The 14,347-nt window shown below is 71.6% G+C and carries 15 protein-coding genes; 9 read left to right on the plus strand and 6 right to left on the minus strand.

Translation table 11 applies throughout. From position 1 onward, the window contains the following. Nucleotides 1–77 precede the first annotated feature (77 nt). The 4 genes from ACX80U_RS10650 to ACX80U_RS10665 all read left to right on the plus strand — a co-directional run bounded on the left by ACX80U_RS10650 (nt 78) and on the right by ACX80U_RS10665 (nt 4,526). Nucleotides 78–914, plus strand: a complete 837-nt coding sequence (locus tag ACX80U_RS10650; protein ID WP_459268377.1) for an ABC transporter ATP-binding protein — start codon at nt 78–80, stop codon at nt 912–914. 42 nt (nt 915–956) lie between these two features. Further along, on the plus strand, nt 957–1,955 hold the full coding sequence (locus ACX80U_RS10655; protein ID WP_133080143.1) for an ABC transporter substrate-binding protein: 999 nt from the start codon (nt 957–959) through the stop codon (nt 1,953–1,955). Between the two features lie 4 nt (nt 1,956–1,959). After that, nucleotides 1,960–4,053, plus strand: a complete 2,094-nt coding sequence (locus ACX80U_RS10660) for an iron ABC transporter permease (protein WP_459268378.1) — start codon at nt 1,960–1,962, stop codon at nt 4,051–4,053. Nucleotides 4,054–4,127: 74 nt separating this feature from the next. Then, nucleotides 4,128–4,526: a VOC family protein gene (locus ACX80U_RS10665; RefSeq protein ID WP_459268379.1), complete on the plus strand. Its 399-nt coding sequence runs from the start codon at nt 4,128–4,130 to the stop codon at nt 4,524–4,526. Nucleotides 4,527–4,528: 2 nt separating this feature from the next. Here ACX80U_RS10665 and ACX80U_RS10670 read toward each other — a convergent pair whose 3' ends face one another. Continuing rightward, nucleotides 4,529–5,362 carry a YsnF/AvaK domain-containing protein gene (locus ACX80U_RS10670; protein ID WP_459268380.1) on the minus strand — a complete coding sequence of 278 codons (834 nt, stop codon included), beginning with the start codon at nt 5,360–5,362 and terminating at the stop codon, nt 4,529–4,531. Between the two features lie 140 nt (nt 5,363–5,502). On the opposite strand from ACX80U_RS10670, the gene ACX80U_RS10675 reads away from it, so the two are divergent. Continuing rightward, the gene (locus tag ACX80U_RS10675) at nt 5,503–6,696 is read left to right on the plus strand and encodes a low temperature requirement protein A (protein ID WP_459268381.1); all 1,194 of its coding nucleotides are present in this window, start codon (nt 5,503–5,505) and stop codon (nt 6,694–6,696) included. 33 nt (nt 6,697–6,729) lie between these two features. Here ACX80U_RS10675 and ACX80U_RS10680 read toward each other — a convergent pair whose 3' ends face one another. Then, nucleotides 6,730–6,897 carry a hypothetical protein gene (locus tag ACX80U_RS10680; RefSeq protein WP_459268382.1) on the minus strand — a complete coding sequence of 56 codons (168 nt, stop codon included), beginning with the start codon at nt 6,895–6,897 and terminating at the stop codon, nt 6,730–6,732. Between the two features lie 81 nt (nt 6,898–6,978). Between ACX80U_RS10680 and ACX80U_RS10685 the strand changes: the two genes are divergently transcribed. Further along, nucleotides 6,979–7,998 carry a GlxA family transcriptional regulator gene (locus tag ACX80U_RS10685; RefSeq protein WP_459268383.1) on the plus strand — a complete coding sequence of 340 codons (1,020 nt, stop codon included), beginning with the start codon at nt 6,979–6,981 and terminating at the stop codon, nt 7,996–7,998. Here ACX80U_RS10685 and ACX80U_RS10690 read toward each other — a convergent pair. The 3 genes from ACX80U_RS10690 to ACX80U_RS10700 all read right to left on the minus strand — a co-directional run bounded on the left by ACX80U_RS10690 (nt 7,988) and on the right by ACX80U_RS10700 (nt 9,996). Then, nucleotides 7,988–8,914, minus strand: a complete 927-nt coding sequence (locus ACX80U_RS10690) for an AEC family transporter (RefSeq protein ID WP_459268384.1) — start codon at nt 8,912–8,914, stop codon at nt 7,988–7,990. The two genes, ACX80U_RS10685 and ACX80U_RS10690, sit on opposite strands and share 11 nt — an antisense overlap. 31 nt (nt 8,915–8,945) lie before the next feature. After that, nucleotides 8,946–9,584, minus strand: a complete 639-nt coding sequence (locus ACX80U_RS10695; RefSeq protein WP_459268385.1) for an alpha/beta hydrolase — start codon at nt 9,582–9,584, stop codon at nt 8,946–8,948. Nucleotides 9,585–9,690: 106 nt separating this feature from the next. Further along, complete coding sequence (locus tag ACX80U_RS10700) at nt 9,691–9,996, minus strand: DUF4193 domain-containing protein (protein ID WP_087072246.1); 306 nt, start codon at nt 9,994–9,996, stop codon at nt 9,691–9,693. A 278-nt stretch (nt 9,997–10,274) separates the two neighbouring features. Here ACX80U_RS10700 and ACX80U_RS10705 point away from each other — a divergent pair, with 278 nt between their 5' ends. Together ACX80U_RS10705 and ACX80U_RS10710 are read left to right on the plus strand one after the other, a co-directional pair. After that, nucleotides 10,275–11,069 (plus strand): SDR family NAD(P)-dependent oxidoreductase, encoded by a 795-nt coding sequence (locus tag ACX80U_RS10705; RefSeq protein WP_459268453.1) that lies wholly within the window; start codon nt 10,275–10,277, stop codon nt 11,067–11,069. After that, complete coding sequence (locus tag ACX80U_RS10710) at nt 11,066–11,929, plus strand: DNA-3-methyladenine glycosylase family protein (protein ID WP_459268386.1); 864 nt, start codon at nt 11,066–11,068, stop codon at nt 11,927–11,929. The genes ACX80U_RS10705 and ACX80U_RS10710 overlap by 4 nt, the downstream gene beginning before the upstream one ends. Here ACX80U_RS10710 and ACX80U_RS10715 read toward each other — a convergent pair. Continuing rightward, nucleotides 11,926–13,125 carry a PucR family transcriptional regulator gene (locus ACX80U_RS10715; protein ID WP_459268387.1) on the minus strand — a complete coding sequence of 400 codons (1,200 nt, stop codon included), beginning with the start codon at nt 13,123–13,125 and terminating at the stop codon, nt 11,926–11,928. The two genes, ACX80U_RS10710 and ACX80U_RS10715, sit on opposite strands and share 4 nt — an antisense overlap. A 98-nt stretch (nt 13,126–13,223) precedes the next feature. Between ACX80U_RS10715 and ACX80U_RS10720 the strand changes: the two genes are divergently transcribed. Further along, nucleotides 13,224–14,336: a ferredoxin reductase gene (locus ACX80U_RS10720; RefSeq protein WP_459268388.1), complete on the plus strand. Its 1,113-nt coding sequence runs from the start codon at nt 13,224–13,226 to the stop codon at nt 14,334–14,336. The last annotated feature ends 11 nt before the right edge of the window (nt 14,337–14,347 follow it).

Here is a 14,347-nt window from a genome sequence, read left to right on the forward strand (position 1 = left end):
CGGCAGCAGCCGAATTAGCACACGCCCATGTGACGTTATTTCTTGCACTCCTGGTTAGGAGAACCTAACCTGAGGTCGTGCCCCTCGATGACCGCCCCGCCACGCCACTGCTCTCCGTCTCGGAGCTGGCCATCTCCTACGGGAGCCGGCGCGTCGTCGAGGCCGTCTCCTTCGACCTGGAGCCCGGCACGGTCACCGCACTCATCGGCCCCAACGGCAGCGGCAAGTCCACCCTCCTGCGCACCATCGCACGGCTGCACGCACCCGACGCCGGGGCGGTGACCCTCGAGGACGGCGCCGACCTCCTCGCACTCTCCCCCAGGGCGTTCGCGCGCACCATCACCCTGCTCGCCCAGAGCCGCCCCGTCCCCGGTGGCCTCACCGTCCGGGAGGTCGTCACGTTCGGCCGCCACCCGCACCGCAGCCGCTGGACCGGGCAGGACCCCCGGGGCACCGCGGCCGTCGAGAAAGCCCTCGCCCTCACCCGCACCGCCGAACTCGCCGACCGCCCCGTGGCCGCGCTCTCCGGCGGTCAGATCCAGCGCGTCTGGCTGGCGAGCTGCCTCGCCCAGGACACCGGGGTGCTGCTCCTCGACGAACCCACCACCTACCTCGACCTGCGCTACCAGGTGGAGATCCTCGATGTGGTCCGCGACCTGGCGACCGACCACGGCGTGACCGTCGGCGTCGTCCTCCACGACCTCGACCAGGCCGCAGCCATCGCGGACCACGTGGTGCTGCTCGAGAACGGTGCCGTGATGGCGCAGGGCACCCCCGTGGACGTCCTCACCGCCGAGAACCTGTCCCGTGCCTACGGCGTCCGTGTGGACGTCACCGTCCGCGACGGCGCGGTGCACACGCGCGCCGTCGGACGGCACAACACACCGAGCGCCTCCGCCCTCTCCGCTTCCTGATCCCCCACGGCGCAGCCCGCGCCACCGAGAGAAATGAAACCGATGACACAACCGAAGATCCTCGCTGCCCTCGCAGCGGTGGCCCTGCTCTCCCTGACCGCCTGCGGCACCACCGAGGAGGCCGCCGGCAGCGCCCCCTCCGAGGACGCGGCGGCGGGGGAGGCCATCACGGTCACCGACGCCCGCGGCAAGGAGATCACCCTCGACGGCCCGGCCGAGCGGGTGGTCGCAACGGAGTGGAATGCCATGGAGAACCTCGTGGCCCTCGGCGTCATGCCGGTCGGCGCCGCTGACGTCGAGGGCTACGCCCAGTGGGTCAGCGCCGAGGCGCTGGACGACACCGTGACCGACGTCGGAGTGCGTGGCGAGCCCAGCATCGACACCCTCGTGTCCCTCACGCCCGACGTCGTCATCGTGACCGACCAGCTCGTCGAGGGCGCGATCGAACAGATCGAGAAGACCGTCCCCGTCGTCGTGATCCCCGGCGGCGACGCCGCCGACAACATCGGCCAGATGTTCGAGAACCTCGACCTCATCGCCACGGTCACCGGTACCGAGGACCAGGCCGCCGAGCTGAAGTCCTCGTTCGAGGCCAAGGTCGCCGAGGGCAAGGCCGCCATCGAGGACGCCGGCGCCGCAGGCACCCCCGTCGCCTTCTCCGACGCCTACACCGATGCCGGCAGCGTCTCGATCCGCCCCTTCACCGAGAGCTCGCTCGTGGGCAGCGTGTTCGGGCAGCTCGGACTGGCCGGCGCCTGGACCCTCGAGGGGGATCCCGCCTACGGACTCGCGCAGACCGACGTCGAAGGCCTCACCGCGCTGCCCGAGGACACCGACTTCTGGTACATCGCCAACGACGCCTTCGGCGACCCCTACCAGGACGAGCTCGCGGACAACGCGGTGTGGAAGTCCCTGCCGTTCGTCGAGGCCGGGAACGTGACGCGCTTCCCCGACGCCCTGTGGACCTTCGGCGGCCCCAGCTCCATGGAGCAGTTCGTGGACGCGGCGGTCGAGGCCGCCACCGCCCAGGCCGCGGAGTAGCCCCGTGCCGCCGGCGATCCTGACCAGGCCCGCTCCGCTTCCGGACCGGGCCGACGCTCCGCGTCCCGGAGTGCGCCTGGTCCTCGCCGGCGGCCTCCTCGCGGCAGCCACCGTGGTCCTCGCCCTCGTGCACCTCACGCAGGGCACCTCGAGCGTCGGCGCCGCAGACATCCTCGGTCTGCTCACGGGGCACGACGACGACACCACCGGTGCCGTCGTCGCCGCGAGCCGCATCCCCCGCCTGGCTGCGGGTCTGCTCGTCGGGGCGGCCCTCGGCGCGGCGGGAGCCGTCCTGCAGTCCGTCTCGCGCAATGCCCTCGCCTCCCCCGACACCCTGGCGGTGAACGCCGGGGCGCACCTGGCGATCGTCTCGGTCGCCGCCCTCGGCCTGCAGGTGCCGCTGCTCGGGTCCGTGGGCGTCGCGTTCCTCGGGGGCCTCGGTGCGGCCGCCCTGGTCCTGGCGCTCTCCGGCGCCGGGCAGTCCTCCAGCGTCCGCCTGGTCCTGGCCGGTTCCGCCATCGCCCTCGCATTCCATGCCCTGACCAGCACCCTCCTGCTGCTTTTCTCGCAGGAGACGCGCGGTCTCTTCGCCTGGGGCGCCGGATCACTCGGCCAGAGTGGCCTCGAGAAGTTCACGCTGCTCGCCCCGCTCGCAGGGGCCGCCCTCCTCGTCCTGCTCCTGAAGTCCCGATCCCTGGACCTGCTGACCCTCGGCGACGACCAGGCCCGCGTGCTGGGCATCAACGTGCGCGGCACGCAGGTCCTCGCGGTTATCCTCGCCGTCCTCCTCTCGGCAGCGGCCGTGACCGTCGCCGGGCCCATCGGATTCGTGGGACTCGCGGCCCCCGCCGTCGTACGGCTCGCCGCCCCGCACGTCCCCGGCCTCCACCGGCACATCGTGCTGATCCCAGCCGCCGCGGTCCTCGGTGTCTTCCTCGTCCTCGGGGCCGACGTGCTGCTGCGCGCGGCCGTGGGTCCCGAGAGCGCCGTCGAGGTACCCACGGGCGTCGTCACGACGATCTTCGGGGCCCTCTTCCTCGTCGCCCTCGCCCATCGGATGCGCTCCGACGGCCCCACGCGTGAGGCCCGCTCCGTCTCGCTGCGCACCATCGGGACGGCACGCAGCAAGGCCGTCCTCGTGGTCCTCGCGGTCCTGTTCGTCGCCGTCGCCGTCGCCGGCCTGCTGCTGGGCGACGCAAAACTGCTCCTCGGCGACATCGTGAACTGGGGAACCGGCCGGGCCGGCCCGGTGGTGTCCAGCGTGATGGACAGCAGGGCGCCCCGCGTCGGTGCCGCCCTGCTCGCCGGCGCGTCCCTGGCACTCGCCGGCACCGCCATCCAGGCCGTGACCCGGAATCCGCTCGCGGAACCCGCCATCATCGGCGTCTCCGGCGGCGCGGGCGTAGGAGCCGTCCTCGTCATCACGTTCGTGCCGCTGGCCGGATTCTGGACCGTCGGAGCGGCCGCGGGCGCCGGTGCCGCCGTCGTCTCGCTGATCGTGTTCGGGCTGTCCTTCCGCGGCGGCATGCAGGCGGACCGGCTGGTCCTCATCGGCATCGGCGTCTCCGCGGCGGCCACCGCCGTCATCACGCTGCTGATCGTCCTCACCGATCCGTGGAACGAGTCGAAGGCGCTGACCTGGCTGTCGGGGTCCACCTACGGCCGGTCGCTGCAGCACCTCGTCCCCCTGGTCGTGGCCCTGCTGATCGGCCTGCCCGTCATCGCTGCCCACCACCGCACACAGGACCTGCTGGCGCTCGACGAGGACACGCCGCGTTTGCTCGGCCTGAGGGTGCCGCGGGCCCGGGTGATCCTGCTGGCAGCGGCGGTGCTGCTCACGGCGTCGTCCGTGGCGGGGATCGGCGTGATCGGCTTCGTGGGCCTCGTCGCGCCGCATGCCGCGCGCGCCCTCGTGGGCGCCTCCCACCGGCTGATCATCCCGACGGCGATGCTCCTCGGGGCGGTCCTCGTGTGCCTCGGGGACCTCATCGGACGCACAGCGATCGCCCCCGCGCAGCTGCCGGCGGGTCTCCTCACCGCGCTGCTGGGGGCACCGTATTTCGTCCACCTGCTGTTCCGGAGCCGTTCCGGCCGGTAGGAACCGCATCCGATGCGGACGCTCCCTGTCCGGAAGTCCGTGCCGTCCGATCCCCCACGGAGCAGAATCGGCGCATGACACTGCGCTGGTACTCCACCGTCCTCGAATCGACCGACCACTGCGCCCTCGCACGCTGGTGGGCGGAAGCCCTCGGGTGGGAGGTACTGATCGAGACCGACGACGAAGCCGTGCTCGTACCGCCGTGGGCCCGCGAGCTCGGTGCGACGCTATCGTTCGAGCAGGTGCCGCCGGGCCTCGTGTTCGTACCGGTGACGCACGAGAAGCAGGGGAAGAACCGGCTTCACCTCGACTTCGCGCCGCACACCGGCCAGGACCGCGCCGCCGAGATCGAGCGGTTGCTCGCCCTCGGGGCGCGGCGCACCGACGTCGGGCAGGGTCCGGAGGTGAGCTGGGAGGTCCTCGCCGACCCCGACGGCAACGAGTTCTGCATCCTGTCGTCGCGGGAGTACTGAGGCTAGAGCTCGATGCGCTCCGTCTCGATGACCTCCTTGCGCACCTCGCCGCCGACGGTCTCGTCGTGCGTGCGCACCTCGCGGCGGACCCGGACTCGTTCGATCGGGACGACGTCCATCTCGACGCGCGGCTTCTCCTCGTAGAGGACCACCTCGGTGGTGTCACCGTTGAAGGCGGTCTCGACGGCCGAATAGAGGCGCTCGCGCTCGGCGTCGGTGAAGGAGCCCTCGCCGTCGTCGTAGAACGGCTTCCCGTCCCGGACGGGCACGCGCTCGACGACGAGTTCCTCGCGCCGGATCTGCACGGTCATGGTGACGTCCTCGGTGACCACGCGCTTGACGATGCGCACGCGCTCCGTCTCGCGGATCTCCGTACCAACGCGGAGCTGCTCCTCCGAGCGCGTCATGGCGTAGTCACCCTCGGTCCGGGAGGACCGCAGCGGCGCCGGGGTGGCGTCGGTAGCCCGGTCCGTCGTGACGCCGGTAGCCCGGTCCGTCGCGACGTCGTCGTCCTTCGCGGGCATCAGCCCGTAGTACCGGAGCAGATTCTGCTCCTCCTCGGGGCTGAGGTGGCCGTCCTGCGACATTTTCGGGGAGTCGTAGACCGTCGCGTGCGGATAGGGCAGACGGATGTCCCGGCCGGCGCGGGTGGCTCCCTGCAGCGGGGCGAAGGACTCGGGGTTGCCCATGGTGTGCGTGGCGATGGTGACCCAGCTGGGCTCTCCCGTGACGTCGTCGACATAGAGCTGACCCATGGGGCCGAGCACCGCTCCGTCCTCGCTCAGCACGTTGGCGCCCGCGTTCATGGATTCCTTCATCTGTTCAAGCGTGATCATGACGGCCCTTTCGAGGAGGTTTGCTCTCCTCACCGTAGGTCGCAGGCGGAGCGATAGCAAGCATGCTTACTACCGACGTGCCCGATGGAGCGGCGCGCCGGCCGCTCCGGAATCGGCCGATACGGTTCTATCCTTTCCCCATGCCACTCCTGCCGAGGTCCTTCCGCGCGGCGCGCGTCTCCGACGAATCGCACCGCGTCACCACCTTCGAGCTCTTCTTCGACCTCGTCTTCGTGTTCGCCTTCACGCAGGTCACCGGCTTCATGGCGCACGAGCACTCCTTCCCCGGCATCCTCCAGGGCATGATCATCCTCGGCATGCTGTGGTGGTCCTGGGTCTGCTACTCGTGGCTCGCGAACCAGACGCACGTGGACGAGGGCATCATGCGCCTCGGCCTGTCCGCCGTCATGGTGGCCATGTTCATCGCGGCCCTCGCCATCCCTGAGGCCTTCACCGACCTCGAGGGCGGCCTCAGCGGACCGCTCGTCCTGGCCCTGTCCTACGTCGTCGTGCGCGTCCTGCACCTGGTGCTGTACGCGTACGCGGCGATGGAGGACAAGCCGCTCCAGCGCCAGGTCGCCAGGACGTCGGTCGCGATGGCGTCGGGATCCACGCTCATCGTCACGGGCGCACTGATCGGCGGGCCGTCCCAGACGTGGTTCTGGCTCGCGGGGCTGGCCCTCGACGTCGCCCTGACCTATCTCACCACCGCGCGCGGCGACTGGCGGGTGCACTCCGCGGCGCACTGGACGGAACGCTACGGCCTCGTGGTGATCCTCGCCCTCGGCGAATCCATCGTGGCCATCGGCGTGGGGGCCTCCGCGGAACCCGTCAGCGTGCCCATCCTGCTCGGGGCCCTCGCCGGCGTCGGCCTGTCCATCTGCCTGTGGTGGCTCCACTTCGACGTCACCGCCATCGCGGCCGAACACCGCTTCGCGGCACTGCGCGGCGGTGCACGCGCCTCTGCCGCCGTCGATGCCTACACCTACCTGCACCTGCCGCTCGTCGCGGGCATCGTGCTGTCCGCGCTCGGCGTCGAGGACGTCCTCGCGCACGTCGAGGAGACGGAGGGCTTCGGCGCCCTCGGCGCGTTCGCCCTCTTCGGCGGCACGGCCCTCTACCTGCTGGGCAGCGCCTCCTTCTGGCGGCGCGTGGGCGGCGGCTGGAAGAAGTGGCGGCTCGGCGGCTCGGCGGCGCTGCTCCTGCTCCTCCCGGTCGCCGCGCAGCTCGCCCCCCTCACAGCGCTGGCACTCGCTGCCGGAGTGGCCGCCGTGCTCGTCGCGGTGGAGAGTTCCCTGTACGCCGAGACGCGCCATCGGGTCCGCGCGCGGTAGGAGCCCGGCGGGCCCGGACCCGCTGTCCGCGGCCTAGGCGTCATGCCGGAGCGAGTAGGCGGAGCTGGGCAGAGTACCGACGCTCCAGTCCGCGTGCGAGGACGGCGTGGCCGAGGGTGCGTCGGCGCCGACCAGTCGGAGGAGGTGCCGCACCAGCAGGACGACAAGGGCGATGGCGAGGAGAATCAGGAGGAGAGTCATGCCTCGATCCTGATCCTGTCGCAGCCGGAAAAAGAGTGGCAGGAAGGACCTCTAGCGCTCAAAAGCTGCCATACTGCTGGCATGCTCACCACGGTCGCCGTGATCGTCCTGCCGGACCTGTCCCTCTTCGAGTTCGGGGTGGTCTGCGAGGTGTTCGGCATCGACCGGTCCGACCTCGGCGTCGGCCTCCCCGCCTTCGACTTCCGCGTCTGCACACCGGCACCCGGGATGGTGCGGACGACGTCCGGCGTCGCCCTCCGCGTCGATTCCGACCTCACGGGGGTGGACGACGCCGACCTCGTCATCATGGCGCCGTTCCCGTCCCGGAACCCGGTGCCCGACGCCGTCCTCGACGCCCTCCGCGCCGCCCACCGCCGCGGCGCCCGCATCTTCTCCGTGTGCTCGGGCGCCTTCGCCCTCGCCGAGGCGGGCCTGCTGGACGGCCGCTGCGCAACGACGCACTGGCGCTACACCAGCAGCCTCGCCGAGGCCTATCCGCGCACGCGCGTCGACGAGAACGTCCTCTACGTGGAGGACGGCACCATCCTCACGAGCGCCGGCACCGCGGCGGGCATCGACGCGAGCCTGCACCTCGTCCGGCAGGAGTTCGGGCCGAAGGCGGCGACGGCGATCGCCCGCGGCATGGTGGTCCCGCCGCACCGCGAGGGGGGCCAGGCCCAGTTCATCGAACGGCCCATCCCCACCGAGTGCGGGGCCTCGATGGAGGAACTCCTCCTCTGGCTCGCGGACCACCTGGACCAGGACATCTCCGTGGGGGCGCTGGCGCAGCGCCTGCACATGAGCGAACGCACGTTCGCGCGCCGCTTCCGGGCGGAGACCGGGACCACGCCCGTCGCGTGGCTCACGGGCCAGCGGCTCCTGCGCGCGCAGTCCCTGCTCGAGAGCACCCGCCTGACCGTCGACGCCGTCGCCCGCGCGTCGGGGTTCGGTCAGGCCGTCCTGCTGCGGCACCACTTCCAGAAGGCCCTCGGGGTGAGTCCGGCGGCCTACCGCAGGACGTTCCGGGGGTCCGACAGGGACTGCGACCTCGACCTGCACGAGCTCGAGGAGCAGTTCGGCGGGCGTGCCCTCAGCCGGTGAGCACCCGGATGACCAGGAACACCACGGGCAGGTAGAGCACCCCGGCCACCGTCTGCAGCGTGATGGTGGAGGCCATCAGGCGTGCGTCACCGCCCAGGGCCCGCGCCATGACGTAGGCGGAGGACGCCGTGGGCAGGGAGAGGAAGAGGATCACCGTCGCCGCGGGCTGACCGGTGAGCCCGAGCAGCAGGCACCCGGCGATCCCGAGCCCCGGCAGCACCGTGAACTTCACCACGGTGGCGAGCGCCACGGCCCCGATGTTCCGTCCCATGCTCCGGAGTTCGAGCGCCGCTCCCACGCACAGGAGTCCCAGCGGCAGCGACGCACTGCCCAGGGTCCGCAGGAAGCCGCCGACCCCCGGCGGGAGGCCGACGCCGGTGGCGTTCAGCAGGATCCCGATGCCGCAGCCGAGGATCAGCGGGTTGGTGGCGATGCTCCTGACCGTGCCGCCCACCGTCAGCCGCTCCGCCCCGTAGCGCGCGAAGGCGAGTGTGCAGAGGACGTTGACGAGCGGGACGAGGACGGTGTTCGCGATGGCGGCGAGCGCGACGCCGTCGGACCCGAACAGGGCGAGGGCGATCGAGAGACCGAGGTAGTTGTTGAAACGGATGCTGCCCTGCAGCACGGAGGTGAAGGCCGGGCCGTCGAGGTCCAGCCGGCGCTGGGCGACGACGAGCCCCAGAGCCGTCAGGACCACCGGCCCGGCGAGGACCGGCGCCATCAGGGCGATCGGCAGGCCCGCGAGGTCCGCGGTCGCCGTGCCGCTGATGAACAGTGCCGGCAGCAGGATGAAGTAGCACAGGCGCTCCGCCGGAGGCCAGAACGCCGGCGCCAGGAAGGCGCGCGAGCGGAGCGCGTAGCCGAGGGCGATCAGGCCGATCACCGGGCCGAGCGCCACGACGGTCTGCGCGATCACCGGGTCGCGCCCGCCGGCAGGGGCCGGGCCGTCACCAGCCCCGGGCCAGGAGCCAGTCGGCCGCCAGCCGGCTCCACTGCTCCGTGGCACCGCGACCCTCGGCCAGCCCGAGGCCGTGTTCCCCCTCCGTGAACACGTGCAGGGCGTGGGGGACGGCGTGGGCGGCGAGCGCCTGGGCCAGCAGGTAGGCGTGCTGCACGGGGACGGCCTCGTCCTCGGCGGTGTGCCAGACGAAGAAGGGCGGGGCGTGGGGCGTGACGAGGCGGTCGAGGGACGTGGCCCGCCGCACCTCGACCCCCGCATCGGGCCCGAGCAGTTCGTCCTGGGAGCCCCTGTGCGTGGCGAGCTCCATGGACACCACCGGGTAGCCGAGCACGGCGGCATCGACGCGCTCGTCGGCTCCGGCGGGTGTGAGGGCGGCATGTCCCGCGAGGTGCCCGCCGGCGGAAAACCCGAGGACCGCCAACCGCTCGACGCCCGCCGCCCGCAGGCGCCGGATCTCGGCGCGGACGGCGTCGAGCGGCCCGGGATGGCGGGTCCCGACGGGATAGTCGAAGACGCCTGCGGACAGGCCGAAGGAGCGGAGCCGCTCGGCGACGACCTCGCCCTCGTTGTCGGACAGCATGGTGTAGCCGCCTCCGGGCAGGACCAGGACGTGCGTGGGATTCATGCCACCACCGTACTGTGGCCGGACGGCCGGGCCGGTACGGGACCCGCAGCAACGGAGAAAGCCCCCGGCCGGGTGGCCGGGGGCTTTCGTACGTCCGGAGGTGCTGTCAGCCCTCGCACTCCGTGCAGAACTTGTCGCCGTTCTTCTCGCGCGCAAGCTGGCTGCGGTGGTGCACCAGGAAGCAGGACATGCAGGTGAATTCGTCCTCCTGCTGCGGGATGACCTGGATGAGGAGTTCCTCGTGCGAGAGGTCGGCCCCGGGGAGGTCGATGCCTTCGGCGGTCTCGCCGTCTTCGACATCGATCAACGCCGTCTGCGTGGTCGCGCTGCGCTGTGCCTGGATCGCCTCGAGGGACTCGTTGGCGGGCTGGTCTTCCGGGCGAACGCGTGGTTCGTCGTAATCGGTTGCCATGGGGGTAGATCTCCTTCTGTGGGCGGGAAGTACGCCCAGATGCCACTCTCAACCTCGGAGGAGGCGGAAGTATTCCATATACCGGGTGCAATATACCTGCTGCGACTGGTACTTTTCTCCATCCGTCGACGGCACGTCGAATCGGATCCCGATGTGACGCGGCGGCCCGGACGTGATATGTGGACGGGACGTGGCGGAGGCTGCCGGGACGCCCACCCGCCCAGCCGTCGTAGGGTGGGACCGACCCCGTCCCGAACGCCCCAGGAGCTTCCATGGCATTGGCCCTCGACCTCAGCGGAAAGACCGCCCTCGTCACCGGATCCACGCAGGGGATCGGCCTGGCGATCGCCACCACCCTGGCCGCCGCCGGCGCCCGGGTGGGCGTCAACGGCCGCAGCGACCGCAGTGTCGCCCGCGCCATCGAGGGGATCCGCAGGGACGTGCCCGAGGCGGACCTCGTCGCCGTCGCCGCGGACGTCACCACGGACGACGGCGTCGCGACGACGCTCGGCGTCCTCCCCGCCGTGGACGTCCTGATCAACAACCTCGGCATCTTCGGCGCCCGGCCGGCGCTGGAGATCGACGACGCCGAGTGGCGCCGCTACTTCGAGGTCAACGTGCTCACCGCCGTCCGCCTCACGCGGTCCTACCTGCCCGGGATGACGGCGGCGGGCTGGGGTCGCATCCAGTACATCGCCAGCGATTCCGCCGTCGCCATCCCCGCGGAGATGATCCACTACGGCGTCTCGAAGACGGCCCTGCTGGGCGTCTCGCGCGGCTTCGCGAAGGAGGCGAGCGGGACGGGCGTCACGGTGAACTCGGTCATCGCGGGCCCCACGCACACCGGCGGAGTCGAGGACTTCGTGTACCAGCTCGTGGACAGGGACCTCGGGTGGGAGGACGCCCAGCGGCAGTTCATGAGGGACCACCGTCCGCAGTCGCTGCTGGAGCGCCTCATCGAGCCGCAGGAGATCGCCAACCTGGTCACCTACCTCGCGTCGCCGCTCGCCTCGGCCACCACGGGCGCCGCGGTCCGCGTGGACGGCGGCTACGTGGACGCCATCCTCCCGTGAGCCGCACCGCGGTCCTCACCCCGAACGGCGCCCTCGACGCCGGACCGATGGCCGCGATCCTCGCCAACCACGCCATCCCCGGCTGCGAGGTCACGGACCGGGCGGGCCGGTCGCACACCCGGTTGCTCGCCACGCGGGGCGGCCCGTGCCGCGTGACGGTCACCGTGCGGCCCGACGACGTCGAACTCATCGCGGACACGGACGACGACGTCGAGTTCACACATCTCGTGCGCGCCACCCGCAGGTGGCTGGACCTCGACACGGACACGGACGCCGTCGTCCGGGCCCTCGGCGGCGATCCGCTGATCGGCCCGCTCGTGCGCAGGCGCCCCGGTCTGCGGGCGGTCGGTTATCCGGAGACGTTCGAGGCGGCGGTCATGACGGTCCTCGGGCAGCAGGTGTCCGTCGCCGCGGGTGCGACCTTCGGTGGGAGGCTCGCGGCGGCCTACGGCACGGCGTCGTCCACGGAGCTCACGCTCTTCCCATCCCCGGAGGCGATCGCCGCGGCACCTCCCGAGGAGCTGCGGGCCGCCGTCGGAGTGACCCGCACGCGGGCCGCGACCGTGCAGAACGTGGCACGCGCCGTCGCCGACGGCCTGTCCCTCGATCCCGACGGCGACCACGCCGCCCTGCGCAGGGAGCTGCTCGCCATCCCGGGCATCGGCCCCTGGTCCGCCGACTACCTCGCCGTGCGCGTCCTCCGCGACCCGGACGCCTTCACGCCGGGCGACCTCGTGGCACGGCGCGCGATGGGCAACTCCGACATCCGGGACGCCGGACGCCGCTCCGAGGCATGGCGTCCCTACCGCGCCTACGCCCTGTTCCACCTCTGGACGTCCGCCACCTACGGCGGGGACTAGGCGGGCACCTTCCGGTCGCTGCGCAGCGCGATCTCCAGTTCGAAGCGCGCCTTCGGGTCCCTGAGGTCCTCGCCGAACAGCTCGCGCAGCTGCAGCACGCGGTAGCCGACGGTCTGGGCATGGATCCCGAGCTCGTCGGCGATCGGGGCGCGCTGCCCCCAGTGCCGCAGCCAGGCCAGCAGCGTCTCCTCCAGCTTCTCCCGCTGGTTGGCGGGCAGTCCGGCCAGTGGCGCGAGCCGCCGCCGGGCCAGTTCGCCGACCGCCGATGGCTCCGCCGCGAGCACCACCTCGGTCAGGTGCTCGTCGGCCCAGACCGGTGGTTCGTCCTCGCCCTCACGTGGCGGCAGCATGGATGCGGCGAGGACCGCGAGGCGCAGAGATTCCGCGACCTGCCGGATCCCGCCCGCCGGCCCGACGGCCGCGCTCCTGCCCGCCAGCACGCGCTCGAGATCGGCGCGGCTGGCCGGCCCCCGCTCGGGGACCAGGGCGACGGCGTCGGTCTCCCGTTCGATGACGATCGCCCCCGGACCGAGACGCTGGCGCAGTCCCTGCGCGCGCTCGAGGGGCAGGGTGACGACGGCGAGCTGCGCGGGCACCGCCCAGTCGGCGAGCGACGCCGCCTGCCGCAGCGCCGTCTCGTCCGCCTGCCCCAGCAGCAGCAGTTCCAGCAGTTCGGCACGACGGCGATCGACAGCGCCCGCGCGTTCGGACTGCTCGAAGGCGTAGGCCTCGGCACTCACGGCGGAGAGCTCGTCGATGTACGCCATGATCGATTCGCCGAGGTCGACGACGACGGCGGACCCCAGGCCCTCCTCCATGGAGCGGCGCGACATCTCCCGGAACGTCACGCGCGCCCCCATCCGGTACGCGCCCAGCAACGAATCCATACTGCGTCCCTGCCGGAATTCGCCGCGGCCGAGGCCCGCCACCAGCTGGCGGCTCTGGTCGGACAGGGCGGGCAGCCTCGTGCCGGGCAACTCGAGGAACCGCTCCAGGGCGACCGCCACACCCAGGCGCAGACCGCGTCCGAAGCCGCCCTCGATCGGCCGGGCGTAGGCCGGGACCAGCTGGGGCACCGCCTGGATGATGGCCTCCACCAGATCGGGCGTCAGGGGACGCAGCCGGTCGCTGACACCGGGGGGAAGAGCCAGCCACGGCGGCTCGGGTGGAGCGACCGATACCTCGTCAGAACCCACGTGGACGACCCCCATCTATTGCGGAACGATAAACCTTCTCCCTCAACTGTATGCCCCGGGTGAAGATTTTTAGCGGGAGAGGCTATATCGTTGGTGAGATGATCCGGCTCAAGAAGCTGGCGCGTGCAGCATCCGCGCTGACCACCCCCCTCACACCGGAAGACTTCCTTGCGTTGTTCAACCCGGTGTACTCGTCCCGCCAGCTCCGCGGTGTCGTCACCCGCGTGGTGCGCGAGACCGAGGATTCCGCCACGATCCACTTCCGCCCCGGCAACGGCTGGCATGCCCACCAGGCCGGCCAGTGGGCGCGCATCGGCGTGGAACTCGACGGTGTCCGCCAGTGGCGCTCCTACTCGCTGAGCAATGCTGCCGGACACGATCCCGCGATCACGGTGAAGGATGCCGGCTCGGTGTCCCACGTGCTGGTCCGCGACACCAAACCGGGTGACGTCCTGTTCCTCGCTCCGCCCCAGGGCGACTTCGTCCTGCCCGAGCACCCCCGGTCCCTGCTCATGCTCACGGCGGGCAGCGGCATCACACCGGTGATGTCCATGATCCGCACGCTGATCCCGCGCCGGCCGGACGCCGACGTCGTGCTCATCGACTCCAACAGCACACCGGAGAAGAGCGTGTTCCGCGAGGAGCTGGACGAACTGGCGGACCAGTTCCCCAACCTCACCGTCCGGCACTGGTTCACGAGCGCCCGCGGAAGGCTCGAATTCACGGCCAGGACCATCGCCGAGCTCTGCCCGGACTGGCGCTCACGTGCCGCCTACGCCTGTGGCCCCGAAGGCTTCCTGAACGACGCGGAGGACCTGTGGCAGCGCGAAGCCGCGCTCGAACAGGCCCGGTCGGTACCGAGCGTCACGGCGGGCGTCGGAGCGGAGGCCACCGGCACCGCCACCCTGACCATCGAGCGCTTCAGCACCGACCTCACGTCGGGTGCGGGGCACGACGGCGGGCTCGTCACCTTCGAGCAGTCCGACCGCGAGGTCCAGGCCGACGGCGACACCCCGCTGCTCGACATCGGCGAGGACGCCGGCATCCTCATGCCGAGCGGTTGCCGCATGGGCATCTGCCACAGCTGCCTCATCCCGCTGCGGTCCGGACAGGTCCGGGACCTCCGCACCGGCGAACTGCACAACGCCCCCGGCCAGCTCATCCAGACCTGCGTCTCGGCAGCCGCCGGGCCCGTGAACCTCGACCTTTAGTCCCCCACCAG

It is taken from the genome of Arthrobacter sp. TmT3-37 (assembly GCF_054510835.1).

Coding starts and splice junctions, on each gene's coding strand:
- ACX80U_RS10655 (WP_133080143.1), top strand. CDS start 957: ATGACACAACCGAAGATCCTCGCTGCCCTCGCAGCGGTGGCCCTGCTC.
- ACX80U_RS10665 (WP_459268379.1), top strand. CDS start 4,128: ATGACACTGCGCTGGTACTCCACCGTCCTCGAATCGACCGACCACTGC.
- ACX80U_RS10670 (WP_459268380.1), bottom strand. CDS start 5,362: ATGATCACGCTTGAACAGATGAAGGAATCCATGAACGCGGGCGCCAAC.
- ACX80U_RS10675 (WP_459268381.1), top strand. CDS start 5,503: ATGCCACTCCTGCCGAGGTCCTTCCGCGCGGCGCGCGTCTCCGACGAA.
- ACX80U_RS10680 (WP_459268382.1), bottom strand. CDS start 6,897: ATGACTCTCCTCCTGATTCTCCTCGCCATCGCCCTTGTCGTCCTGCTG.
- ACX80U_RS10685 (WP_459268383.1), top strand. CDS start 6,979: ATGCTCACCACGGTCGCCGTGATCGTCCTGCCGGACCTGTCCCTCTTC.
- ACX80U_RS10695 (WP_459268385.1), bottom strand. CDS start 9,584: ATGAATCCCACGCACGTCCTGGTCCTGCCCGGAGGCGGCTACACCATG.
- ACX80U_RS10700 (WP_087072246.1), bottom strand. CDS start 9,996: ATGGCAACCGATTACGACGAACCACGCGTTCGCCCGGAAGACCAGCCC.
- ACX80U_RS10720 (WP_459268388.1), top strand. CDS start 13,224: ATGATCCGGCTCAAGAAGCTGGCGCGTGCAGCATCCGCGCTGACCACC.